General features: G+C 44.3%; 22 protein-coding genes. 18 read left to right on the forward strand and 4 right to left on the reverse strand.

Annotation, left to right across the window (positions count from 1 at the left end; genetic code table 11):
• Positions 1-6: 6 nt before the first annotated feature.
• From MUCPA_RS38985 to MUCPA_RS39330, 8 genes are all read left to right on the forward strand, one after another.
• Complete coding sequence (locus MUCPA_RS38985; RefSeq protein ID WP_233276799.1) at positions 7-249, forward strand: response regulator; 243 nt, start codon at positions 7-9, stop codon at positions 247-249.
• A gap of 17 nt (positions 250-266) precedes the next feature.
• On the forward strand, positions 267-923 hold the full coding sequence (locus tag MUCPA_RS26950) for a Crp/Fnr family transcriptional regulator (protein ID WP_233276800.1): 657 nt from the start codon (positions 267-269) through the stop codon (positions 921-923).
• Between the two features lie 206 nt (positions 924-1,129).
• The gene (locus tag MUCPA_RS26955; protein WP_008510760.1) at positions 1,130-1,978 is read left to right on the forward strand and encodes a universal stress protein; all 849 of its coding nucleotides are present in this window, start codon (positions 1,130-1,132) and stop codon (positions 1,976-1,978) included.
• Positions 1,979-2,009: 31 nt separating this feature from the next.
• The gene (locus MUCPA_RS37920) at positions 2,010-2,153 is read left to right on the forward strand and encodes a hypothetical protein (protein ID WP_008510763.1); all 144 of its coding nucleotides are present in this window, start codon (positions 2,010-2,012) and stop codon (positions 2,151-2,153) included.
• A 57-nt stretch (positions 2,154-2,210) separates the two neighbouring features.
• Entirely contained in the window at positions 2,211-3,617 is a 1,407-nt protein-coding gene (locus MUCPA_RS26960) for a L,D-transpeptidase scaffold domain-containing protein (protein ID WP_008510764.1), read from the forward strand.
• Between the two features lie 100 nt (positions 3,618-3,717).
• Positions 3,718-4,542 (forward strand): universal stress protein, encoded by an 825-nt coding sequence (locus tag MUCPA_RS26965; RefSeq protein ID WP_008510767.1) that lies wholly within the window; start codon positions 3,718-3,720, stop codon positions 4,540-4,542.
• An 11-nt stretch (positions 4,543-4,553) separates the two neighbouring features.
• Entirely contained in the window at positions 4,554-7,103 is a 2,550-nt protein-coding gene (mgtA, locus tag MUCPA_RS26970) for a magnesium-translocating P-type ATPase (protein ID WP_008510769.1), read from the forward strand.
• A gap of 3 nt (positions 7,104-7,106) precedes the next feature.
• On the forward strand, positions 7,107-7,238 hold the full coding sequence (locus MUCPA_RS39330; protein ID WP_008510770.1) for a hypothetical protein: 132 nt from the start codon (positions 7,107-7,109) through the stop codon (positions 7,236-7,238).
• Positions 7,239-7,535: 297 nt separating this feature from the next.
• Here MUCPA_RS39330 and MUCPA_RS26975 read toward each other — a convergent pair whose 3' ends face one another.
• Both MUCPA_RS26975 and MUCPA_RS26980 read right to left on the reverse strand, forming a co-directional pair.
• Positions 7,536-8,003, reverse strand: coding sequence for a pyridoxamine 5'-phosphate oxidase family protein (locus MUCPA_RS26975; RefSeq protein WP_233276801.1), 468 nt, complete (start codon positions 8,001-8,003; stop codon positions 7,536-7,538).
• A gap of 46 nt (positions 8,004-8,049) precedes the next feature.
• A complete protein-coding gene (locus MUCPA_RS26980) occupies positions 8,050-8,892 on the reverse strand; it encodes a universal stress protein (protein ID WP_008510774.1) in 843 nt (280 codons plus the stop codon).
• Between the two features lie 293 nt (positions 8,893-9,185).
• Here MUCPA_RS26980 and MUCPA_RS26985 point away from each other — a divergent pair, with 293 nt between their 5' ends.
• Positions 9,186-9,398: a hypothetical protein gene (locus MUCPA_RS26985; protein ID WP_008510775.1), complete on the forward strand. Its 213-nt coding sequence runs from the start codon at positions 9,186-9,188 to the stop codon at positions 9,396-9,398.
• 41 nt (positions 9,399-9,439) lie between these two features.
• On the opposite strand, the gene MUCPA_RS26990 is transcribed toward MUCPA_RS26985, so the two are convergent.
• The gene (locus tag MUCPA_RS26990; RefSeq protein ID WP_008510776.1) at positions 9,440-10,303 is read right to left on the reverse strand and encodes a universal stress protein; all 864 of its coding nucleotides are present in this window, start codon (positions 10,301-10,303) and stop codon (positions 9,440-9,442) included.
• Between the two features lie 228 nt (positions 10,304-10,531).
• On the opposite strand from MUCPA_RS26990, the gene MUCPA_RS26995 reads away from it, so the two are divergent.
• From MUCPA_RS26995 to MUCPA_RS27035, 9 genes are all read left to right on the forward strand, one after another.
• Positions 10,532-10,990 (forward strand): pyridoxamine 5'-phosphate oxidase family protein, encoded by a 459-nt coding sequence (locus MUCPA_RS26995; RefSeq protein ID WP_008510777.1) that lies wholly within the window; start codon positions 10,532-10,534, stop codon positions 10,988-10,990.
• A gap of 557 nt (positions 10,991-11,547) precedes the next feature.
• Positions 11,548-12,894, forward strand: a complete 1,347-nt coding sequence (locus tag MUCPA_RS27000; protein ID WP_008510778.1) for an NRAMP family divalent metal transporter — start codon at positions 11,548-11,550, stop codon at positions 12,892-12,894.
• A gap of 296 nt (positions 12,895-13,190) precedes the next feature.
• On the forward strand, positions 13,191-13,799 hold the full coding sequence (locus MUCPA_RS27005) for an RNA polymerase sigma factor (protein ID WP_008510779.1): 609 nt from the start codon (positions 13,191-13,193) through the stop codon (positions 13,797-13,799).
• Positions 13,800-13,863: 64 nt separating this feature from the next.
• Positions 13,864-14,838, forward strand: coding sequence for a FecR family protein (locus tag MUCPA_RS27010; RefSeq protein ID WP_040626506.1), 975 nt, complete (start codon positions 13,864-13,866; stop codon positions 14,836-14,838).
• Positions 14,839-15,025: 187 nt separating this feature from the next.
• Positions 15,026-18,163, forward strand: coding sequence for a TonB-dependent receptor domain-containing protein (locus tag MUCPA_RS27015; protein ID WP_040628153.1), 3,138 nt, complete (start codon positions 15,026-15,028; stop codon positions 18,161-18,163).
• A 10-nt stretch (positions 18,164-18,173) separates the two neighbouring features.
• Positions 18,174-19,598: a hypothetical protein gene (locus MUCPA_RS27020; protein WP_008510782.1), complete on the forward strand. Its 1,425-nt coding sequence runs from the start codon at positions 18,174-18,176 to the stop codon at positions 19,596-19,598.
• Positions 19,599-19,601: 3 nt separating this feature from the next.
• On the forward strand, positions 19,602-20,945 hold the full coding sequence (locus tag MUCPA_RS27025; protein WP_008510783.1) for an alkaline phosphatase family protein: 1,344 nt from the start codon (positions 19,602-19,604) through the stop codon (positions 20,943-20,945).
• Positions 20,946-21,241: 296 nt separating this feature from the next.
• Positions 21,242-21,733, forward strand: a complete 492-nt coding sequence (gene msrA, locus MUCPA_RS27030; protein WP_008510785.1) for a peptide-methionine (S)-S-oxide reductase MsrA — start codon at positions 21,242-21,244, stop codon at positions 21,731-21,733.
• Positions 21,734-21,858: 125 nt separating this feature from the next.
• Positions 21,859-22,884 carry an LLM class flavin-dependent oxidoreductase gene (locus MUCPA_RS27035; protein ID WP_008510787.1) on the forward strand — a complete coding sequence of 342 codons (1,026 nt, stop codon included), beginning with the start codon at positions 21,859-21,861 and terminating at the stop codon, positions 22,882-22,884.
• 85 nt (positions 22,885-22,969) lie between these two features.
• Here the strand turns inward: MUCPA_RS27035 and MUCPA_RS27040 are convergent, their stop codons facing one another.
• Positions 22,970-24,154 (reverse strand): metallophosphoesterase, encoded by a 1,185-nt coding sequence (locus MUCPA_RS27040; RefSeq protein WP_008510788.1) that lies wholly within the window; start codon positions 24,152-24,154, stop codon positions 22,970-22,972.
• Positions 24,155-24,317 lie beyond the last annotated feature (163 nt).

Genomic DNA, 24,317 nt, shown 5'->3' on the forward strand with positions numbered 1-24,317 from the left:
AGAACATTGCCGGACCTGGTAATCTGTGATATTGTAATGCCCGAGTTGGATGGCTACGGCGTTTTGTACCTGTTGAACAAAAATCCCAAGACCCAAAATATACCCTTTATGTTTTTAACGGGTAAAACCGAACATTTTGATATGCGTAAGGCTATGGAAATGGGTGCCGACGATTATTTAACAAAGCCTTTTGATAATCTTGAACTATTGAACGCGGTAGAAAGCAGGTTAAAAAACGGGCGTGTATAGTAAACGGGCGAGGCAAATTGTTGGATGACTTACACGCGTTGGCTAACCAGGGCGACTGCCTGGCTGAACTTAAACGGATGATGCGGCTGCACAGCAGCCGTAAGTTTAAAAAAGGACATATCATTTTTAATGAAGGGGACACAGCACAAGGTTTATACTTGGTAACCAGCGGCAGGATTAAGACGATCAAACTTGACGAAGGCGGCCGGGAATTAATGACCGGGATGTATGTGCCCGATGATTATCTCGGTGTTAAAGCCTTTCTGGCCAACGGTCGTTACGCAGATACAGCTACCACGCTTGAGGATTCTACTTTATGCTTTATCTCTAAGGATGTACTTGAGCCTCTTTTCAACAAACAGCCTGATTTGTTCAGGAGTATGATCAAATTGTTGACTAACGACATAGAGGAAAAAGAAGATCAGCTCATGCATCTCGCCTATCATTCGGTACGGAAAAGGAAGGCTGAAAGTTTATTAAAGTTGTTTAAACAACAGGCGTCAGAAAACATGGGTTTTGAAATGACAAGGGAAGACCTGGCTGCCATGGCCGCCGTAGCCACCGAAACAGTCAGCCGTACCTTGTCTGATTTTAGAGATGAAAAACTGATTGAAAAACAGGGTAGTATGATATTTATATTAGATGCCAAACGCCGGGCAAAAATGAAGAACTGAAACACAAACTCACCAAATCGCCCTTAATATGTTGCAGTTGCCCAAACCGCTGGATGTTGTTATCAAATAAAATCGGCTTGACCGAGCACCCTGAACTATGATGAGCAAACGCCACTAAGCGTGTGTTCTATCAATTGATTGAGTGACTAATATCATTCTTTTTTAGCCTGATAATCAGGAGATTTAATACGTTAAGCCAAGAATCCATGAAAACTTTACTCTTATCTACAGATTTTTCAAACGCAGCCAATCATGCTGTTAAATATGGTTATCAACTTGCGCAAAATATCAGGGTCAACGTTGTTTTATGTCACGTTTTTATGTTTCCTGCAGAGGTTCCGCAAGGCGGTGTCATCGTTTGGCCGATGGATAGTTACAGCGATGTGCTGAAAGACAATGAAGAGCAACTTCAACGCTTACGGGATAGCCTGCAGACGAAGGATGGTGATTTTAAACCTGCCATTAAGTTAATCAACGAAATTGGTCTGGTAGCTGAGGTAGTGAAGGAAACATCCGTGTCCGAAAAAGCGGATATGATCGTTGTTGGCACTCATCAGGATACCTTTAGTGCCATGTTTATGGGTAACCACAGTAAAATACTTATTGACCACCTGTATAAACCCTTGTTGCTGGTGCCCCCTAAAGCTAAACTTCAGTTGCCGCATAAAATCGCTTTCGCATCTGATTTTAAACATCCCGATCAGGACCTGCATTTCATTCTTTTGCTGATGCCATTCATCAGAAAGTTAGATGCTGAACTGTTTATCACTCACATCGAGCCTACGGACAGACAAGATGAAAACCAGATCTGGCTAACCCAATTTTTAAAAGATGTAGGGCACAGGTCGAATTATCCTAAGGTCTTTTCCCGGTTGATTACAAACGATAATCGGGCGATGGCCCTGGAGCAACTTTGTTCAGGACCTGATACCGACCTGCTGGTTATGGTGCACCGCCAGCACGGTTTTTTTCAGGAGTTGTTTAAAGGCACCTATACCAAAAAAACTGCTAAAAATACAATGGTGCCTTTACTTGTACTTCATTCAGCTGAATAAGGTTGTTGAACAACTCAAATGTACATTGATTATGAAAAGCAGTTCATCCGCGGTCAAGTTCATCCCTGTATTCCCGATAGTACTGTCGGCCTATGAGATGACGGACCATAATTGCTCATCGATGGACATTGGCCAAAAAGCTCAGGTAGATCAACAACACCGGAAGGTGGTTTAACTGGCGAAAGTGAGAGTTTACACACATGCTGCCAGCAGCATGTATAAAAAAGAGGCTATGAAAAAACTAACACACCCAGGTATAACTATTAGGATAACGCTTGCTATCCTGTTATTTAACAGCAATTGTGTTTTTGCGTTACATGATCAGGCCGCTGCTATTCGCTATCAGTTAAGCAGGCAAACAAGCAAACTGTATTACCCCTTGTCGGTAAAAAGATTTTACGCAGCTGCAAATTTCAGGTTGGCGTGGTTGGCTCCGGATACGGTTAAAACGCACGCCTATGATGCCATGCTGATGCTGGATTGTGTAAGGCAATATGGTCTCAATCATGCCGATTATCATCCGGACCAGTTGCTGTACGATAAGCTGAACTTTATCACTACCAATTACAACCGGGCAAGCGAGGATGAAAAAGCCACTTTCGATATTTTTTTAACCGATGCCATGATCCGGTTAGTTAATAATCTCCATTATGGAAGGCTCAACCCGAAATATAAATCCAGGCTGCTCGATAGCCGGGTGAATGATGGGCTATGTGCGGATGATATACTGCTGCGTGCGGTTCATGGCGACAATTTTACGGTAAGTATGGAGGCCGTACAACCCCGGTCTGACCAGTATCATGACCTTCAGCTCCAAATGCATTTAATGGCCGGTGTATATGTGGGCGATTGCTACGGGATACCTGAAGCATCGTTAAGGCGGGTAGCTGTTAATATGGAAAGGCTGAGATGGATGCCGGTTAACGGGCGCACCTATATTCAGATCAATATTCCCTCACTTACGCTAAAGCTACATCGCGGGGATACGGATATTTCTTACCGGGTAGCGGTAGGGAAGCGCGAAACGCCTGCATTGATGGCATCCGGAGCATTAACCAGTATTGTGGTAGGTCCACCCGTACCAGATAACAGGCGCTGGCTGCCACCCTCAATCAGCAATATATCCTCTGTCGAAGAGCATGGTTTTCAGGTTTATGACCGCAACGGTAAATGGATCGACCCGACAGTAGCTAACATTAAAATGGCGCGGCAAAATCCTGCCAAGTATAAATTAATCAGCGCCCCGGCTGTTGGGCCAGGCAAGGGCAGCGGGATACTTTTCAAAATGAATGGCATTGCAGGTGTTCACCTGTTGGGATGCACGGGTGGTTTGTTGTATAAGCCCAGGCAACCGGCTACAAGCAACGGCACCATACAATTAGTGCAGGCAGAAAATTTGGCTGATGCTTTGCTGAAGGGTGATAATAGCCTTCACAGCGCTGAGCAACTTCATCGGGTAATTGCCCGAAAGGAACGCAGCAATTACCGGTTTAAAAAACCAATGCCGGTTTATATTACCTACCTTACCTGCGCAGTGAAAGATGGTTTGCTGGAAACTTATGAAGACGTTTACCACAAAGACGACCATTTAGCCAGTGTGATGTTCAAGGGCGCCACTGTGTTGCCGCCTTACCAATAAATGTTTATGTTTTTGATGCCAAACAATCAGTCTGGTGATCTTTGTCATTTTTTTAACTCGCTGTTTGTGAGTATATTTAGGAGACACATCAAGCGCTCCCATGAAACCTATCCTCGTGATTAACGATCATTCGCCACAAGCAGAACATGCAGCCAGAATGGCGCTGCTGATGGCGCAACGCCTGCACGCCGATTTGCTGTTGGCTAACTGCCATGCATATGAATGGCAAATGCTTGAAAAAGCTGTAGCGGGCAGCTTTAATAAGGATACGGGTTACCACCATTACGAAAATGACCTTCGAGACGAACTGTATCGCCTTAGCCATACCTCAACAGGCTTTAAGCCAGAGATCAGCCCTATTGACCTGTCCGGATCCAGTGAGGCGGCGCTGGCTGGCTTTGTAATGGGGCACGAAGTGGAAATGATTATCTGTGGCGTAGGGCCCGGTACGGGCAGCCGGGAAAGCCATATCAGCAGCGGTAGTTTATTAAGAAAGGTTAATTGCCCGATATTACTGGTGCCCTACGGGTGGCGACTCAGAAATATCTGGCGTATATACTATCTCGCCGACCTGCGGAATTGCCGTTTGGAGGTGGTGAATTATCTTGCCCGGCTTGCTGCACCCTGGTTGGCTGACGTATTCGTTGCAAATTTGTGCGCTAATGGATTAGCCGAAATGGAAGAGCATTACGCACAACGCTTTTTTGAACAACGGTTTCGTCGCCATGTGAGCTATCCGCGTTTACACTTCACACCCGTTGCCGGGAATAACGTGCGCCGTGCCCTGGAAGTGTTCATTGAGGCGATGAGTGCAGATCTGCTCGTTCTGTCCAACGGGTGCTTACATTTTGACGATGCGCTTAACGGGGCCACAATAGATGAGTTGCCTGCACACTTAACCGTTCCCTTGCTTGTCTTCCCATAATATCTCTGACTATGTTAAAAGACCCTGGATCGCTACGGTATTTTTGGAACCTGGGAGCAGAAGATACGTTACACCTCTTGTCGTCTCGCCCGGCAGGCCTAAATTCCGCGGAAGCAGAAACCAGGCTGGCTGCCAACCCACCCTTATCATCAGGCACAAAAACGGAGTACACTGCATTTTTTTTATTCCTTTTGCAGTTCAGGAGCCCTGTTACCCTGTTGTTGATCGTGGCAAGCCTGCTTTCGGCGGCGCTTGGCGACCTTGCTGACACGCTGATCATTTTACTGATTGTTTTGATGAGTAGTTTGCTGGGCTTTTGGCAAGAGTATCATGCCGCCAAAGCCGTTGCCGGTTTATTGAAGTTGGTTAAGCTGCGGTCGCCGGTGTGGCGTAACGGGGTTATCAAAGAAACGAACGCAGAGGAGGTGGTGCCGGGGGATGTGATTAACTTATCTGCCGGAGACATTATCCCCGCAGACTGTTTAATACTGGAGGATGAGGCCTTATTTGTAGACGAAGCTGCCTTTACCGGCGAGACCTTCCCGGTAGAAAAGCGCCAGGGTATTGTTTCCGCCGAATCGCCTTTAGCGCAAAGGACCAACACGCTTTGGATGGGGTCGCACGTTATCAGCGGTAAAGCTACTGCCGTAGTTGTGCGCACCGGTGCAGATACTGAGTTCGGCCATATTTCTGCAGACCTGAAAAAGGCGGTGCCAGAAACTGACTTTGAAAAAGGAATACGCAAATTTGGCTATATGCTGATGGAGATCACGTTACTGCTGGTTATCATCATCTTTGCCATCAATGTTTTATTGCATAAGCCGGTACTCAATTCTTTACTGTTTTCCCTGGCCTTAGCCGTTGGGCTTACACCACAGTTGCTGCCTGCCATCATCAGCGTTAACCTGGCCACCAGTGCCAAACGGATGGCTGGCCTAAAGGTAATCGTGAAGCGATTGTCATCCATCGAGAACCTCGGGAGCATGAATATCCTGTGTTCTGATAAAACAGGTACCATCACCGAGGGCAAAATTCAAATTCAGGATACGCTGGGCATAAGCGGAAACCCAAGCGACAGGGTACTGCGCTATGCCTGGCTCAATGCATCCTTGCAGAGTAGTTATCATAACCCGGTTGACGAGGCTATCTGTACGCACTATCAAGGCCCTAAAGATAATTACCGGATACGGTCAGAAGTTCCTTATGATTTCGTTCGGAAATGCCTGTCGGTACAGATAGAAAACGAGAGCGAGTGCCTTGCCATTACTAAAGGAGCCTTAAAACAAGTTTTAGCCATTTGCAGCAGGGCAGAGAGGAAAGATGGCACGGTAGTAGCCCTTGATGAGTGCAGGGCAGAGATTGATAGGCATTTTAAAAACCTGAGTCAACAAGGTTTACGCACCATCGGGCTGGCTTATAAAAAGCTCGCTTCTCAAAGCAACTTTACCCGGGCTGATGAAAAAGATATGGTATTTTTAGGCTTCATCGTGTTGCTTGATCCGCCGAAGGCAAACATCACAGAAACCATCGGTAAACTAAACCGGCTGGGGGTAGGCCTTAAAATTCTGACAGGCGATAATGTACTGGTTACAAAAACGCTGGCCGCGCGGATCGGTTTCGCATACCCGGAAGCGTTAACAGGTGGGCAGATCAGTAAAATGAGCAATACAGCCTTATTGCAGCGAGCATCCAGAACAGACATCTTCGCCGAACTTGAACCTAACCAGAAAGAACGTATCATCATGATGCTGAAACGTAGCGGCAACGTAGTAGGCTTCATGGGCGATGGTATTAACGATGCACCTGCGTTACATGTAGCTGAAGTAGGCATCTCGGTAGATACCGCCGTAGATGTGGCCCGCGAGGCCGCTGATATTGTTTTGTTGAGCCAGGATTTGGAAGTATTGGCAGACGGTATCCTGGAGGGACGTAAAACATTCACCAATACCATGAAATATATTTTTATGGCTACCAGCGCCAATTTTGGCAATATGTTCAGTATGGCTGGTGCATCGCTTTTTCTGCCTTTTTTACCGCTGCTGCCCAAGCAGATCCTGCTTACCAATATCTTGACTGACTTGCCCGAAATGGCGATAGCTACCGACCGGGTAGACCAGGTAAACCTGCAATCGCCCCAGCGTTGGGATCTCCGCTTTATTCAACGTTTCATGATTATATTTGGTTTACTCAGTTCTCTGTTTGATTACCTCACCTTTGCCGTATTGCTATGGGCGCTCCATGCCAGCGAAGAAACTTTTCAAACCGGCTGGTTCATCGAATCCGTTTTTTCGGCAACGCTTATCGTGCTGGTGGTGCGCACGCGGCTGCCATTTTTTAAGAGCCTGCCCGGCAGATATCTGCTTGCCGCTACGGTGGTGGTTTTGGTAGCTGTGTTAATCATCCCACTTTCACCGATAGCTGTTTGGTTTGGCTTTTCGGTGTTGCCGCTTTCATATTACGCCTGGATAACTCCGGTGGTATTATGCTATATGCTGGGCGCAGAGGGTACTAAGCAATATTTTTATCGACGGATGATGCACAAGCAACTACACACCAGATGAGCCATGGAAAAGCAAGAAAACTACTATAAACCGGAAAAGCAAAAGCCTGACGACAGGACATTGCTGGAGGAATTGAAGGATTCTAACCGTTTACTGCTGTTAACGGAACAGGAAAGCCATCTGGCTACAGGTTAACGCATGTAAAGACTTTTAGGACGAGATATAGATAGTCGTTAATAATTGTTGAGACATAATTAGTGAATTTCAAACGTGTAGGCGAATTATGAACAGTCCATGTCAGTCAGGAATTGACACATCGGTCGCAACTGAATGATAAAGCGTAACAGCGGTTTCGTTCGCACAAAAATAAATATTTGAGGCTGCCCAGAACATCGCATCGCAAAATCCAAGGAAAGAGTAGGGGATAAAGTCGACCTACAACAGTGACCATTTATTCAGTATAGAAAGCACAGGCCTATCCGGTTAAAGACATCATATCTCAAACCGGCCTGTTTTTTTGATCAGCACAATCTTAAAGAAAATCAATTCGATTTTGGTGCCGATATCTTCTTCGTTATCGGTTAAGGCGTGCGATGTATGATCGGTTTCGGTATCACAAAATGACATAATGCGTTTGGTGAGTGCCTGCATGGTGTGTTCTTTCTCAGTCATCATCGTAATTTCTTCAAACCGTCCCCAGGCAACCACACTTTGCCAGTGAAATATGTTAGCTATATCGTCGACCTGGAAACACACCACTGGATTGTTACGCATCATGTCGATTTTTTTCCCTGGAACGCTATGGCAGCGAATGTTTTTTCCGTCGTAAACATAATTAATAGGCACGATGTACGGAGTATGCCCGTCAGTACAGGCAATGCGACCGGTTATTTGTTGCTTAAGCAGCCTTTCTATCTGCTGCTCAGTCAATTCGCCCAGCATTTTTGAATTTTTTCTCACATTTAGGTTTATCAATAATTTATTAATTGTACGGTACACTTAGGTTTTAGGATTTATTGTGCGCAATGAATAAAGGGAAGCCAAATTTTTCCATTAAAATGTCGGCCATGCTGGGTTTAAACCACCGCGAAACAGCTGTTCTGTTGTAGGCGCCTAAAACAACCATATCCGCAGCCGAAGCTTTTTTCAGGTATGATGGAATTGCTGTTTTGGCAGTTCCGCTTAACACGGTGTAGCTTGCCTGCGGATAGTAGCAATTCACAAATTCCCTGATCAAGGTGTCGTTGGGGAGTTCGGCACTGGCTTCTGCATCAGCAACCGAGATTACCTCCGTGGGAATATCCTTTACTTCGGGTAATAAATAACTGAACATTTTAATGGCAAATACAGATGAGGGTTTGCCATCGTACAACAGGAATATTTTTTCAGGAAGCTTGCTTTCGCGCGGAACCACCAACACCGGGCACTGCATACCCGCCAGTAAATTACGCACAAACGGAGTGGGGGGCACTTCCTGTAGGTGGCTTAACGTTTCGTTTAAGCCAATGACTAAAAGATCGCTGTAAATAGTTTCACGAAGCAATTCATTTATAGCAAAAGATTTATCGCGATGAATAGCGTAATTGATTTTTGCTTTGCGACAGGCTGAATAGAATATCGAAATCGACTTAATTCGCGTGTTTTCATCTTCGGCTTTTAACCTTTTAAGTTCATTCCCGTCAATGCCCTCGCCGCCAGAATTCTCAAATACGTTATAAGTATGATATAAAAAGTCATCCAAAAATATGCCTGTCAGCAACGCCTTACTTCTGGATGCCAGTTCTATCCCGTAATTCATTGATTCCTCGCAGAATTTTAATCCGTCAAACGCGACGCTGATCTTTTTCATGATATCTGTATTTGATGAATCTTCGTGATACTTTATTGGAAATTAAAGTTGCGAAGAATGTAAACACTTTAAAATGATGATCACCAATAACTACACTGATTTTGGTCATTTTATTAATCAATGCTGCTAACAAACAGGTGTCTGAATTTGGCGGAAAAATTGTGGTTCCGGGGTTAAAAAAAAGAATTTTTATTGGTGTACGTGATAGCCGATAAGGCGCAAACTACGCTGGGCACGGAACAAAATGACAATATACTACATGCTATTAGCGATGATTATAATCAACAGCTTACATGACAGCAGGCATTGCCTGCGACGGCTTTATTGTGTGCCGTATTGTTTACAGTATGGTGTCGCTTTCCGGGGCCGCAGGCCCCGCCCTTATTGTGTGCCTGGCTTATCGGCAATATTTCAGGCTCAACCACGCCAACGACGGTTTAGAACATTTAAGGCAGGGAAAGTTGCATGGAGCAGGCGTATTGCTGCCCGGTGGCGGGAAGAATTGAAAAGCCGACAGAGATGGTCTCCGTCGGCTTTTTACTAAAACTTATTCTTCGATGTTAGCCGGGATAACCAGTACAGGGAGAATTTGATGGTTCAGAACTTTGGAAGTAACACCTTCTGCAAGCAAACGAGAAAAGAAACCATGTTGTTGATGCACAAGTGCCAATAAATCGCTCTTGTTTTCTTCGCAATACCTTGTCAGGCGATCGAGCGTATCCTTACCCCTAATCTCACTGAAGCTGATCTGCGGATGTTTAAACCTGGCTACTGCAGCCTCAAATTCCTTTTTGATCTTGGCTTCACCAGCGTCGTGCTCACCATATAGGGCTACATGTACAATGTCCAACTCAAAATCAAGCAATTTGCCCAGGGCGGCAAGGTAACGTACCGCTATCAAATCTTCAGTATTCAGGTCTGTTGCTAATACTACTTTTTTAAATTCGCTCGTCGCTTTTTCGGGCATAATTAATACAGGGCGCAAAGCGTGGTTAATTACTGCATTGGTTTCGCTACCTGTTAACAAGTGTTCAAACGAGTTGCCAGACCGGGCACCCATCACCATGAGTTCGATATCTTTTCCATGCAGGATGTCTTCCATGTTCGTACTTAGATCGCCTTCGCCAAATTTACGTTCAATATGCGGTCGGCGTAAAGTTGATGGCCAGGAGATTGTGTATGATTGAAGTTCATGTTCGAGCAGGAAAGCTTCTTTCTTGCGGTCTTCTTCCAGCAATACAAAGTCTTCAGCCACCCATGCACCTCCAGCGTAAGGTGCCGACACGGGCTGGTAAAAATGATTGTTGAATAATATGGCATTAGCTGGTAATTTGCCGCATAGGCTGATGCCTGCTTTGGCAGCGCTCAAGGAGTGTTGCTTAAAATCTGTTAATATCAATACCTTTTTCATGTTGTACCTGATGATTTAGTTATAAATATTGGCGCCCAATAAAGGGCTTAACACTTGTAATATCGGGAATTAGGGGCCGATGGGAAATGACTGTCATCATCCGGGCTGGTGATACGCGGCATGAGTGATGTTAATGGTTGGAGTGATAAAAATCAGGACTTTGCTTGTTTGTTATCATTTGATTATGAGTATTTTATTGCTTATATTAGTTGATAAATATCTGTCGTTATGTTAGGGAATCTTAACCAAAAAGAGATCGATCTTTTACTGAACCGGCAGGTGGTTGGCCGGTTAGGCTGTCATGCCGGAGGCCTTACTTACGTTGTCCCAATCAACTATGCGTACAAAAACGGTGTTATCTACGCGCATTCGGCACCGGGAAAGAAGATCCAAATGATGCGCGAAAATCCTGAGGTTTGCTTTGAAGTGGACGAGATAGACACAATATTTAGATGGAAATGTGTAGTTGGCTGGGGTAAATTTGAAGAAATTAAAGATGTATCTGAACAGGAACAGACGATGCAATTGCTTATACACCGTATTATGCCTTTAGTGGACACTCCGGCAGGCCATCCATCACATGGTATTACAGCAAATGAATTTGATGCAGGCGTAAATATTGAGCTAATTGTTTATAAGATAGTTCTGAGCAATTGTACCGGGCGTTTTGAAAACAGTTCGCTGTAAAAGTCTCTGAATAGCGTGGATATTCTGGCCAATCATGGGCAATCCATCTATAATTTAACCTTAATTGAGCTCTGACGGAACTTAATCGATTTTGAGATGGACGGTTCAATATTCAATACTTTTCGTTCGGTAGCTTATTGACAGCAATAATTCGATTCTGTAGATGATATGCCGCCCCGTTGATATCGTTATAATTGGAGTTTGCTAACTCAAAAATTGCCTAAATTAATATTGAAATCTGTTTAAAATTTGAATTATCAGCTATTATCCATAATAAATATTATTGATAGTTAGTCTGATTATTAATGGTTTATATTTGAAACTTATGTTGATGCCGCATGTAATTACTGCATGGCAAAAACGCGGGTACAAACATAGGATCGAAACTGATGTGCGACATTACTGAAAAGGCTCAAACGGACTTCGTGGATTAATGGATGGGCAGCTTTGTATCTGCGCGGCTTTTTTATTGCCATAGGAATTGTTATGAGGAGAATAGATAAGCGGATTGTCGCTACTTTAGGGGGATATTTCCATCTGTTAGATAGAATGAAACAATGCTAAAGAATAAAACATTGAAACCAAATCGTAACGTCGCGCATACAGAACCTGAACAAGCTGGCAAAGTTCAGAAAAATCGCTTTCTGAAATTTTTAACAATTTTGGGCCCCGGCCTTACCACGGGTGCTGCAGATGATGACCCGTCAGGTATAGCCACCTATTCGCAAACAGGAGCACAATTTGGTTACGGCCAGCTATGGACGGCCTTGTATATGTTACCTTTTATGACGGCCGTACAAGAAGCTTGCGCAAGGATAGGTTTGGTTACCGGAAAAGGAATATGCTCAGTTGTTAAAGATCATTACAGCAAAACGGTATTATACGCGGTTGTTGCGCTGGTTGTAATTGCTAATACCATCAATATCGGGGCCGATATTGGTGCTATGGCTTCTGCCGCACAGTTACTGGTGCCTGCTCCATTCATCCTGCTGACTTTGCTTTTTACGGTGGTTATCCTTTTGTTAGAGATATTTACCTCTTATCGTACCTATTCAAAGATCTTAAAATGGCTGGCTATCACACTGCTTGCTTACCCGCTTACCCTATTTATCGTACATCAACCCTGGTCCACAGTTTTGAAGGCCACCGTTATCCCGCATTTTGAGTTTAATTTTGCTTTTTTATTCATCATCACTGGTGTTTTAGGTACAACCATCTCTCCCTACATGTTCTTCTGGGAAGCTTCGCAGGAAGTGGAGGAACAGCGCGAGGAAGGTAGGATATTCCACGGCAAACCACAAATTAGTTGGCTGCATATTAAAAAAATGCGCATCGATAATAATTTCGGGATGGTGTTTTCTGAATTTGCCACCTGGAGTATTATTGTAGTGGGCGCCACGGTGCTCCATAAAAGCGGCGTTACCGATGTTAAAACCGCAGCAGACGCTGCTAAAGCGTTAGAGCCCTTGGTACACAGTTTTCCTAATGCCGGCTTTTTAGCAAAGCTCATTTTTTCTGTCGGCATTATCGGGCTCGGATTACTGGCCGTACCTGTACTATCCGGATCCGCGGCTTACGCCGTGTGCGAAGCCTTTAAATGGAAATCCAGTTTAAACCTCAAATTTAAAAGGGCACCAGCCTTTTACTCTGTTATTTGTATAGCCACTATTATTGGGCTCCTCATCAATTTTATTGGTATCGACCCGGTTAAGGCGCTGGTGTATGCGGCTGTTTTAAATGGAGTTGCCGCTGTACCGCTCTTGTTCCTGATCGTCCGGATTGCGAGTAGCCAAAAGATAATGGGGCAATATAAAAACGGTTGGTTATCCAGCTCATTATTATGGTTTACTTTTTTTGCCATGGCCGCAGCAGCTGTGGCTATGTTTTACACCATCCTGAAATGAAGGTGAGAAACAATCAACTCATCATAAAAATAATATCCTGTTTTGTAATGGGGGTTAATTAAATTGATGGGCCGCGTCCGGCTCTGCCGCTCATATTCAGTCCTGTATTTCAATCACCCGGTTGCAAAAACAAATAAACTACCATGCCGGATTTCTGAGGCAGCCAACCGTGATCAATAATTACAATAATAGTTTCGGCTGAGGGATTTCATCGCAACGGATAAGCCCGGCATCAGCCTAATAAAGTACATAAATTTAATATGGAGTTTATGCTTCACTTGTAATTTTGCCCTGGTATGAAGCAGGCCCCTGATCATAATTTAATCGAGCTCATTAAAAATGATAATCATTTAGCGTTTACGGCATTGGTAGACAGGTATTGGGAAGAATTATACCGCCATATCTGGATGAAGATTAAAAACCAGGACGATGCAAAAGATATTGTTCAGGACATTTTTTTGGGCTTATGGAAAAACAGGGCTACAATAGTTATTGCTCAAAATGGCCAAATTGCGCCTTACTTATTCAGTGCAGCCAAATATGCGGTAATCAATTACTTTATACGCCCCGGAATTACTGTGGCCGATGAAGCCGTTTTATCTTTAGCGATCAACAGCCCTTCTGGCATAAAAACCGACGACCCTTTTTTACTTAAAGAACTTCAGCAACTGGTTGATACGGAGGTAAGCAGCCTGCCCGAACGTTTGCAGGTGCCCTACCGTTTAAGCAGGGAGCAAGAGTTAACTATAAAAGAAATAGCTCAAAAACTTTCCCTTTCAGAGCAAACAGTTAAAAACAACATCAGCAGCGCATTGCAGAAAATCCGGTTTAGATTGGGGGAGTACAACTCCGACCATAGTGCTTACCTGGTGGTGGCGCTCGCTGCGATGCTGCATTACAAATAATTGATGTATTGTTAATGTTGGCTTAAAGTACTTCCGGCTGTTGGGTGTGATATCTATTGTAGTGATGTCAAACAAAAAGAACCAACAGGAGCTAAAAGCTATCCTTACAAAATATATCAACAGCCAAGCCAGCCTTGAAGAGCAGGAAGCAGTTAACTCATGGTACCAAAGCTTAGGTGTCGGCGATGAGCAAGACCCCGCACTGAACGATGCGGTATTAAAGGATAAATTAAAACAAAGCATTCAGCTTTACTTAAGGCGTAAAATTACCGGCAGTAACCATTGGTTGAGGCCGCATTACCTAAAATATGCTGCCGCCTGCCTGTTATTGATAACTGCGGGTATTGTGATTTACAGTCGCGTTACCGCGTTAAGAGAGTCTGCAAAAAAAGAGATTGTGCTGTTTACGGGTAGGGGAGAGCATAAGCAACTTCACCTGGCCGACGGCTCTGAGGTGTTGCTTAACGTTGGGAGTAAGTTGGTGATCTCGAAAGATTTTGGTGACAAGCGCCGCGATGTAACGCTGATTGGAGAGGCATTTTTTAAAGTTGCCAAAAATCCCGACAAACCCTTTTTCATCCATTCCGGAAATTTGGAAACCCGCGTTGTTGGAACCTCCTTCAATATTAACGCTTATCCTGACCTGGAAAAAATAAAGGTTGCGGTTTTAACCGGTAAAGTAAAAGTATCCGGCATGGTTAATGGGCACAACAAAATTCTCGCCCAGGGCATGACCAAAGGCGCCACGCTGAGTTTCTATAAAGCCACAGGAAACACCGAATTAAAAATTGAAGATACCGAACTGCTTACTGCCTGGAGCAGCAACAAACTATATATCGACAATGCCACCATCAGCGATATAGCCAGGCAACTGCAACGCTATTATAACATTAAAGTTGTTAATACGGTTGCCGCTAATTTGAAGGACAGGTATACCATTAGTTTCGGTAAGGAATCGATGAAGGTGGTACTGCAAACCCTGTCGGTACTTACCAGGCGGAAATTTGTTTACGCGGATAATCAAATCACTATAAAATAAAGCCCTATGTAGAAAAACTTAAAAATATAAAAAAGCCGGGAATGCGCTAACACTTCCGGCTTCTTCCAGGCATTGCAGCAATGCCCGGTATTTCCAATGAATCGTGTAAAACATTAAAAATTTATCAAATATGCAAAAAAATTATCCGGGTTGCAAACACCCGTTATGGCCCTTTTTTAATTTAAAAATGAAGCTAACAATAGCCCTGCTCTTCCTTTCAAACGCCTTGATTTATGCCGGTACATCCGCAGGCCAGTCAATGAATGAAGTGAAAATAGACCTGACGGCAAAGGATCTTCCTTTAAAAAAAGTACTGGATCTGATTCAAAAACAAAGTCCTTTTATCATTGGATACAAAAACAATGACCTGCCGGATGCCGCTCTGGTCAATATCAGTGTGAAGCAAAAATCGGTAGCCGATATCCTGAAACAGATCACCGGGAACTCCAACCTGGAAGTGAAGCAAATAGGCGATAAATACATCATTATTGATGTTAAGCGCGTATTTGCAGCCATGAGTGTATATGGCGTGGTAACCGATAAGCGCACTGGCATCACTTTGCCCGGCGTAAACGTAAAGGTTAAAGGGATGTTATCGGGTACGCAAACAGATGGAAAAGGTGTTTATAAGCTTACTATCCCGCAGGATAAAGAAGACGTTTCCATCTCTTTTAGCTATATCGGGTATAAGCTTAAAGAGGTTCCAGTTGCCAGAAACAGCGGCAGTATTTCAATAAATATCCAGTTGGAAGAAGATAACCTGGGTTTAGATGAGGTTGTTGTTACCGGCCAGGGTATGGATATCAGCAAACGAAGGCTATCATCCAATGTGGTTAGCATTAGTGAAAAAGACCTAAGGGACATTCCGGCGCAGCGGATCGACCAGCTTTTGCAAGCTAAATTGCCTAACGCCCAAATCAGGTTAACGGGCGGCCAGGCGGGCGCTACCTCAATCATCCGCTCCAGGGGCGTAAATTCTGCTTTCATCAGTTCAACGCCAATAATTTATGTTGATGGGGTAAGGATGGATAATTTGAATACGAAGGCAACTTTAGGCGGCGGTAGTACCACCGGCGCGGCTATCAGTTCAATTTCAGATATTCCGATGGATAATATCGAGAAAATAGAGTTTGTAAACGGTGGTGCAGCCACAACCTTATACGGATCTGACGCGGCAAATGGTGTGATACAAATTATTACCAAAAAAGGTGGTGCCGATAAAACAGACATCACTTTGGAAACTCAAATGGGGGTGGAAACGCCAACTGCGGATTACCTGCACTTTAAGCGTACCAAAGACCTGCTTTTTGAAAACGGCTTTTATCAAAAGCATCACCTTTCACTTAATGGCGGCGACAGTAACTTTGGCTACAGCTTTTCGGGCGGGTACCAAAACAGCACTGGCACGCAAATCTACGATCAGAACAGTAACCAGCGGATTGACCTGCGTACAGGCTTAAGGGCCAATTTGGGTTCTAAAGTTACTTACGAAAGCTCGTTCAGCTATATCAATAACCGGTACAAGCGCAATCGTAATGGTAACCAGGGTGGTTATACCGGTTTATGGTTTGCCGAAAGCGGTGCATCGGCAATCACAGGTCCTAAATTTAAAAATGATTTAGACAACCTGACCGATGCCGAATATGCCGCTATCAAAACTTATGTTGATGAGGCCGAGAGTTTGCAAAACAACGGCATCAGCGTTAACAGGTTTCAAACATCACAGGTATTTAAATATCAGCCATTAAAAAACCTGACCTTTAAAGCAACCGGCGGGGTGGATTACCGCGCACAAACGCAGCAGGTTGTAACCACTAATCAATACCTGTCATACACTACCAATACCAACATTACCGATCAGGGAAGCATCGATAACTATGATCGTAATTACTTAGGCTTAACCTTTGAGCTTAACGGCCAGTACACAGCCAAGATCAATGATTTTTCGTTTATTACTACAGCCGGCACACAGTTATTCAGAAATGAAGATCATCAGATAGAATACCTGGGATCCAACATCAGGGATGGTGCGCAAACCATTGGCATAGCGGCTACAAAAACCAGCGACGAGTATTATTTAAAAGTAGTTAACTATGGCGTTTACCTGCAGGAAAACGTAGGTTATAAAAATAAAGCTTTCCTGGACCTTGGCTTACGTGGCGATGGTAACTCGGCCTTTGGTAAAAACATAGGCGTGCAGTATTATCCAAAGGTTGGGTTTTCTTACATACCAAGTGCCGAAAAATATTTTGATGCCATCAGCAAGGTAGTGTCATCGGCCAAGGTGCGCGGTAACTATGGTCTGGCGGGTAATTTTCCAACGGCTTTTGCTAACGAGAGGACCATAGCTTTTGTTGGCTTTAACGGAGCTCAGGCTGCTTCTTTCGGGCAACCGGGAAATGCCAGTTTAAAGCCCGAAAAAACTGCCACCTACGAGGCCGGTGTTGATCTGGGATTTTTGAATGACAGGGTTATCCTGTCGGCGGGTTTCTATCATTCCATTACCAATGATGCCTTGTTTGTAGTGCCGCCGGCACCGTCTACCGGCGAAACCAGCCAACTGCAAAACGTAGGTAAAATTTTAAATCGTGGCCTGGAGTTCAATACTGTTTTAACGCCTTTAAAAAGCGCTGATTATAGTTTAAAGTTCAATTTATCGGTAAATACCTTGTACAATATGGTGTTGAGCTCGGGTGGTGCAGCAGCGTTTAACATTAACGGTTTTAGTGCCCGTACCGTCCAAACTGTAGTTCAGGAAGGTTACCCCGTAGGTTATATCCGTGGTAACTATGCCGTATTTAACTCAGCCGGATTGATAACCAGTACTACTGCCCAGCAAGATCTGGGAACAACCATCCCCAACCTTTTCGGCAGCATGGGATTGAATTTTCAGTATAAGTCATTTAATTTCTTCACCAACGCCGATTACCAGAAAGGTGCCTACGCCGTTTCCTTCGACAGGCAGTTCAGGTTTTACTACAGTGCCTCTACCGAAGGTATACCACAGGCGGAAATTGACAAAAGCGGTCGCACAAGGTGGCTGGATATCACTAACCGCTTTGTAGAAAAAACAGACTTTATTAAAGTGAGAACCATTGGAGCAAATTATACCTTTAAGCCCAAAATCTGGAAGGGAGCGGTTAGAGGCGTAAACTTAGGCTTCTCGGTGGTTAACCCGCTCAACTTCGCAACTTCCAGCTTTGATCCTGAAGCAACCATCAGCGGCAGCTCGCAAGGCCAAAATGGCGCAACTACCGGTGGTATTTCTTACTCAACGTATTCGGCCCCAAGGCAATTCCTCACTTCACTAAGGGTTAATTTTTAATAGAAATAAAATGAAAACGTATATAAAAAATATTTTAATGGCTGTTGTTGCCTGTGCCTTTATAGCCGGTTGCAAGGTAGATAACCCCAATATTACTGATGATGTTTATTTAACAACCACCAACGTATCAACCACCTGGTTAACCGGGCTGAGAAGGCAAATGGCCCTAACCTTAAACCAGGTGATTGTTAATACGGAGCTTGTATCTGATAACTATTACAACAACCGGACCTTGAGCAACAAGGTATTTGATATCCCTCAGATCGATAATTATGACTTAGATGTAAATTCTATTCAATCGGCTATCCAACGTTTAAGGGTATCTTCGGAATATGGTATATCAAAAGTTGTAACTGCCGATGCCACCACCACACCGGCTCAAAAAGCAGAAATGTATTTTTTTAATGCCTACTCGCATGTATTGAGCGGCGAACTCTTTGTTGGCTTACCCGGTACAGACAAGGGCCCGGTATTAAACCCGGCGGCCCATTATGCACTTGCGCTAACCGCTTTGGATCAGGCTATTGCTTTTCAACCTGATGCTACCGAGAAGTTAGCTTATACGCTGCTTAAGGCAAGGGTTTATTACGATATGGGCGATGCCACCAACGCAAAAGCATTTGCTACAGCAGCTATGGCGAACCCGCTTTTATTGAAACAACAGGTTTTTGACGGATCAAATTCTGCGCCGAACGATTTTCAAACCTATATTTTCTCTTCAACCAACAATGAGTTTGCGCCGCTTCCGCGACTCGACTTCCTGGATCCTAAATATTATAACACAGGTACCGTTGCCCTGGATCAGAAACCGGTGAGCTATATCAAATCCGAAGAAGCGTACCTTATTGTAGCCGAAGTGCAGGTATCTCAAAATGATTTAACCGGAGCACAAACAACGCTGAAAAATTTACTTACCCAGGTGATTGCCAACCGCGCTACTGCATCATTGAACGACGCAAAAGAAACCCGCAATGGCGGCAACCGTACAGATTATCCGTTAACGGCAGTGAAGGTTAAATTTGATGCCAACGATATAGAGCGTTCTGGTTATGTATTAAACCGCCAGGCAGGCAATATCACTATTGCTACCATATCGGGCACCAAGGTTACCGCCGATGATATCAATGCCGCCACTACGCAAGATGCCTTGTTATACCTGGTTTACCGGATGAGGCAGGAGATATTTATCTCGGAAGGCCGTAGGATGACCGACCTGGGTATCAAATTCCCGGTATCACAAACCGAGCAACTGAATAACCCCAATGTAAAGGCGGCGGATATGGTTGCCCAGATCCCTTCCTTTATTCCGTTGGGTAAAGGCATGGATGATTTTACAAATAATACCGCAACGGGTGTGGTAACCATGAAGTACGATATGAATAAAGTACTGGTAAGCAATAAAACAGCAAAAGAAATTTTCCCCTTTATTAATTAAGCAATGAAATATCAAAATAGACTTAAGGCAATCAGCCTTGCAACGGCATTGTTTTTAACTACCGATGTTTTTTCACAAGCAGCTAAGCACGTCATCCTGATTAGTATTGACGGTTTCAGGCCGGATTTTTACCTGGATAAAAGCTGGCCCGCACCTAATTTGCAGGCCCTGATGAAAGGAGGATCGTATGCTAAAGGTGTACGGTGTATCTTCCCAAGCGTAACTTACCCCTCGCATACTACGCTGATTACCGGCACATTTCCGGCAAAGCATGGAATTACCTATAATTTGATGCCTGACGATCAGCGGAAATATGTTTGGACAACAGAGAGTAAGAAAATTAAAGCAGAAACCCTTTGGCAAGCGGTAAGAAAAGCCGGATTAAAATCGGCCTCGGTATCCTGGCCGGTATCGGTTGGAGCAGAAATAGATTACAATCTGCCCGAAATTTGGTCGGAAACAAATATGGCAGACCGCAAAAGTGCAATTTCGGCCTATGCAACTCCTAAAGGTTTGTTAGAAGAAATGGAGCAATATGCCATAGGTAACGTGCCGGGGGAAGACCTCAATTTAAGTTCGTTGGCGATGGACGAAAACAACAGCCGTATGGCCGCTTATATGATTGTGAAATACAAACCGAACTTTTTAAGCTTTCATATTGCCGGGGTAGACGGTGCCGAGCATAAAGAAGGCCGTACCGGTGCCGGTGTGGTTAAGGCGGTAGCCTCTGCGGACCATGCTGTAATGAACATCATAGATGCCATTGCCAAGGCTGGTTTAACCGATAATACCACAATTATTATTACCGGCGATCATGGATTTTTAGATATTAATAAAACGCTGTCGCCCAATATCTGGCTAAAGGAAATTGGTATAGACAGCCAGGTGGGGGCAGAAGAGCCTGTTGCTAAATTTCAATCAGCAGGTGGGGCGGCATTTTTCCAGCTTAGGGATAATAAGGATCTGAAAACATTGGCAAGGGTGCGGAAGAAGTTAGCCGAAATTCCGGACGAATACAAACAAATGTTTAGAATTGTAGAGCGCGACGAACTGGACAAAATTGGGGCAGACCCACACGCCATGTTTGCCTTGGCTGCAGCCAAAGGCGTATATATTCAGGATAGCAATACAGGTAACCTGGTAGGCCCTAAAAAGGGTGGCGCGCATGGCTATTTTCCCGATGTGCCTGAAATACAAACAGGCTTTATTATTGCCGGTGCCGGTGTTAAAAACGGCGTGGCTTTGGATTCGATAGGTTTGGAAGATGTTGCGCCAACTGTTTCCAGGTTACTTGGATTTACATTAAGTAATCCTGATGGAAAAGCAGCGATGGCCTTTATTAAATAAAAGGTAAGGTATGCATAAGCAGCTACCACCGCGGCAGATGTTTGCCAGGTAGTTGCAAAACAGCATATTAAATTCTATTCCTTAGAAAAAGAAAGGGCAATTTTCACGCTGAAAATTGCCCTTTCTTTTTGATGATACCGAGCAGGAACGTATATGTTAAAGGGAGGTTTGATGAAGTAAACTGCGATACCGATTGTCTAAACCGTGCCATTTATAGCGATCGCATGGCGTGCGCTATTGTCATTTATCTATTTGTATTATACCTTTATTAAAATAAAAAGAAAGTTAAAATTATTATGAATACTGAAAAAGCTATTTTGGCCGGTGGGTGCTTTTGGGGAGTAGAAGAACTGATCAGACATTTGCCCGGTGTTACTTCAACCGTGGTGGGTTATACCGGGGGCGATGTTCCGAATGCTACTTACCGCAACCATGGAACGCATGCCGAAGGAATAGAAGTTACATTTGATCCGTCAGTTTTGTCGTACCGGAAGCTTCTTGAATATTTCTTCCAGATCCACGATCCAACAACACGCAACAGGCAGGGAAATGATATCGGAACATCATATCGCTCTGCAATTTTTTTTATGAATGAAACCCAGCGCGATATAGCGAACGCTTTGATAGCGGAAATGGATGCATCGGGCGTTTGGCCGGGTAAAATTATTACCGAAGTGGTTCCGGCAACCGATTTTTGGAATGCGGAAGTGGAGCACCAGGATTATTTGCAGAAAAATCCATATGGGTACACTTGCCACTTTGAAAGGCCCGACTGGAAGTTGAATTAATCAACAATTTATTGCTCTACCAGATCACAGGATAGTGTACAGTTAGTCCCTTAACTAATGTAAGGGACTAACTGCATGCTAAGTTTTATCATGCTCCTTATAAGCGGAGATTTATTAAAATATTAATGGAAATAGGAATAGACAGCTTTGCCTCGGCAATGTACGGCACTAATAATAGCCTGAGCAGTGTTGACGCGATGGCGCAACTGCTGGAGAGGATTGAGTTGGCCGATCAGACCGGGCTTGATGTTTTTGGCATTGGCGAGCATCATAAAAAGGAATTTTTAGATTCGGCTACTGCTGTTATACTGGCTGCCGCTGCAGCACGTACAAAGCGCATCCGTTTAACCAGCGCGGTTACGGTTTTAAGCGCCGCCGACCCGGTAAGGGTATACCAAAGTTTTGCTACGCTGGATCTGATCTCCAAAGGAAGGGCCGAGATTGTTGTTGGCCGCGGATCATCTGTAGAAGCCTATCCTTTGTTTGGCTTTAGCCTTAATGATTACGATCAACTTTTTAAAGAAAAGCTCGATCTGTTGTTAAACATCCGCGATAACGAATACGTTACCTGGTCGGGCAAGTTTCGCCCCGCTTTAGATCATCTGCCGGTTTACCCCAGGCCTTTACAACAAAAATTACCCATATGGTTAGGTGTGGGCGGCACACCCGAATCGTTTGCCCGGGCCGGAAGCCTGGGATTACCATTGATGGTAGCCGTTATTGGCGGCGAAACACACCGCTTTCGTCCCTTAGTTGATTTGTACCGCGAGGCCGGGCAAAGGGCAGGGTTTAGGCCCGATCAGCTCAAGGTAGGTTTACATTCGCCTGGCTATGTAGCGTCAACAACGGAACAGGCTATAGCCGACTACTATCCGGGATATGCCGAACTATGGACCAAACTGGGCCGCGAACGTGGCTGGCCACCTGTAACCAAAGCACAGTTTGATTCGTTGATTGCTCCACGCGGTGTATTAGTAGTAGGAGGGCCGGAACAGGTTGCCGAAAAGCTATTGAGACATAGCGAGGCCCTGGGCGGAGTGGACAGGTTTACTTTTCAGATGGATAATGCTGGCTTAACGCATGATCAATTGATGAGTTCGATTGAGTTGATAGGCACCAAAGTGATCCCTTTGATCAAAGGCAGCAATTAACAGCCGACAAAAGCTAAGACATGCTAAAATAATGGTTCCGTTTTTTTAAGAACGGAGCCATCATTTTATGCTTTACCTCAACATATTAAACTGTTTTTTTCTTCAGTGTAATTACCGTAATCTCCGGCCAAATTCCCAATCGCCCCTTAAAACCTAAATATCCAAAGCCTCGGTTAACGTACAGATATTTGTCGCCTTTTTGATAAATACCGGCCCATTGCGGATAAATGTATTTCACCGGGCTCCATTGAAAGCCGAACAATTCGATGCCAAATTGCATGCCATGCGTGTGCCCGGCCAGCGTTAAATTAATATGCTTTAAATGATCAAGCGTTTGCGCTTCCCAGTGTGAGGGATCATGCGAGAGCAGGATCTTGAATTTTTCGTCGGGTACGTTTTCTGCTGCCTGGGTTAAGCTGCCGTATTTATGGAAGCCGCCTTTGCCCCAATTTTCAACCCCGATCAAAACAATAGATTGTCCATCTTTCTCGATGGTAATTGATTCGTTGAGTAATAATTTGAAGCCAATCTGCGGGTGTACCGCTTTTAAGCGACTTAAATTTGCGGCCTGTGCTTCCTTACTTTCCCACTGCACATAGTCGCCATAATCATGGTTACCCAATACCGAATATTTGCCAAGTGGCGCCTGTAATTTGGCGAAGGATGCTATCCACGGATCCATTTCAGAAGCGCGGTTATTAACCAGGTCGCCGGTAAACAATATCAAATCACTTTTTTGATCATTAACCATGGCTATACCTTTTTCAACCCCTTTTTTGCTGGTAAAACTACCCGCGTGTATATCGGATAATTGGGTAAGCGTAAAGCCATCAAATGCATCCGGCAGATCGTCAAACTTTAAGGTAATACGGTGTACCTTATAATGATGCCTGCCTCCTGTAATTCCGTATACCAGGCTTACGAAGACGGCGATGGCAACCAACATGGCCAACTCGCTTACCCAGGGGAGCCTTGGCGGAAAATGCCTGAACAAGCGGGTAATATCCTCCAGTAACAAAACAGGGGTGCCTAATATTTTAGGTATCAGGGTGAGTAGCATCAGGGCCATTAACCAGGAAACCAACCGGGCCGACTCGCGGTTCGCTCCCCGAAGGCCTGCTAACAATACAACGCCAACAGCCAACAAAACATCTACCATCCAATAGCCAGATAACACCAGGGCATTAGTGGTAAGGGTTTTAAATGCCTGGAAAAAATAAATGTCGGCAATAACCCATGCCAAAATAATTAGGAGTAGACGGTATTTCATTGATGTGCTAATATTTACAAATTATTTGATCGTTAGACGGCAAATGCCCGGATATATTTCAATATTCAAGAAATATAAATTACACCTCATGGTTTATATAACCGTTTAACATAATAATCCGCAACAAATCGTCATCTTATCTAACTTAAATAGTCAAGCTTTG

It is taken from the genome of Mucilaginibacter paludis DSM 18603 (genome assembly GCF_000166195.2).
Classification (GTDB): domain Bacteria; phylum Bacteroidota; class Bacteroidia; order Sphingobacteriales; family Sphingobacteriaceae; genus Mucilaginibacter; species Mucilaginibacter paludis.

What these genes read in the sequence shown, in the direction of transcription:
- MUCPA_RS26955 (WP_008510760.1), top strand. Translation starts at nt 1,130, where the DNA reads ATGAAAACTTTACTCTTATCTACAGATTTTTCAAACGCAGCCAATCAT.
- MUCPA_RS37920 (WP_008510763.1), top strand. Translation starts at nt 2,010, where the DNA reads ATGAAAAGCAGTTCATCCGCGGTCAAGTTCATCCCTGTATTCCCGATA.
- MUCPA_RS26960 (WP_008510764.1), top strand. Translation starts at nt 2,211, where the DNA reads ATGAAAAAACTAACACACCCAGGTATAACTATTAGGATAACGCTTGCT.
- MUCPA_RS26965 (WP_008510767.1), top strand. Translation starts at nt 3,718, where the DNA reads ATGAAACCTATCCTCGTGATTAACGATCATTCGCCACAAGCAGAACAT.
- mgtA (WP_008510769.1), top strand. Translation starts at nt 4,554, where the DNA reads ATGTTAAAAGACCCTGGATCGCTACGGTATTTTTGGAACCTGGGAGCA.
- MUCPA_RS39330 (WP_008510770.1), top strand. Translation starts at nt 7,107, where the DNA reads ATGGAAAAGCAAGAAAACTACTATAAACCGGAAAAGCAAAAGCCTGAC.
- MUCPA_RS26980 (WP_008510774.1), bottom strand. Translation starts at nt 8,892, where the DNA reads ATGAAAAAGATCAGCGTCGCGTTTGACGGATTAAAATTCTGCGAGGAA.
- MUCPA_RS26985 (WP_008510775.1), top strand. Translation starts at nt 9,186, where the DNA reads ATGACAGCAGGCATTGCCTGCGACGGCTTTATTGTGTGCCGTATTGTT.
- MUCPA_RS26990 (WP_008510776.1), bottom strand. Translation starts at nt 10,303, where the DNA reads ATGAAAAAGGTATTGATATTAACAGATTTTAAGCAACACTCCTTGAGC.
- MUCPA_RS26995 (WP_008510777.1), top strand. Translation starts at nt 10,532, where the DNA reads ATGTTAGGGAATCTTAACCAAAAAGAGATCGATCTTTTACTGAACCGG.
- MUCPA_RS27000 (WP_008510778.1), top strand. Translation starts at nt 11,548, where the DNA reads ATGCTAAAGAATAAAACATTGAAACCAAATCGTAACGTCGCGCATACA.
- MUCPA_RS27005 (WP_008510779.1), top strand. Translation starts at nt 13,191, where the DNA reads ATGAAGCAGGCCCCTGATCATAATTTAATCGAGCTCATTAAAAATGAT.
- MUCPA_RS27010 (WP_040626506.1), top strand. Translation starts at nt 13,864, where the DNA reads ATGTCAAACAAAAAGAACCAACAGGAGCTAAAAGCTATCCTTACAAAA.
- MUCPA_RS27015 (WP_040628153.1), top strand. Translation starts at nt 15,026, where the DNA reads ATGAAGCTAACAATAGCCCTGCTCTTCCTTTCAAACGCCTTGATTTAT.
- MUCPA_RS27020 (WP_008510782.1), top strand. Translation starts at nt 18,174, where the DNA reads ATGAAAACGTATATAAAAAATATTTTAATGGCTGTTGTTGCCTGTGCC.
- MUCPA_RS27025 (WP_008510783.1), top strand. Translation starts at nt 19,602, where the DNA reads ATGAAATATCAAAATAGACTTAAGGCAATCAGCCTTGCAACGGCATTG.
- msrA (WP_008510785.1), top strand. Translation starts at nt 21,242, where the DNA reads ATGAATACTGAAAAAGCTATTTTGGCCGGTGGGTGCTTTTGGGGAGTA.
- MUCPA_RS27035 (WP_008510787.1), top strand. Translation starts at nt 21,859, where the DNA reads ATGGAAATAGGAATAGACAGCTTTGCCTCGGCAATGTACGGCACTAAT.
- MUCPA_RS27040 (WP_008510788.1), bottom strand. Translation starts at nt 24,154, where the DNA reads ATGAAATACCGTCTACTCCTAATTATTTTGGCATGGGTTATTGCCGAC.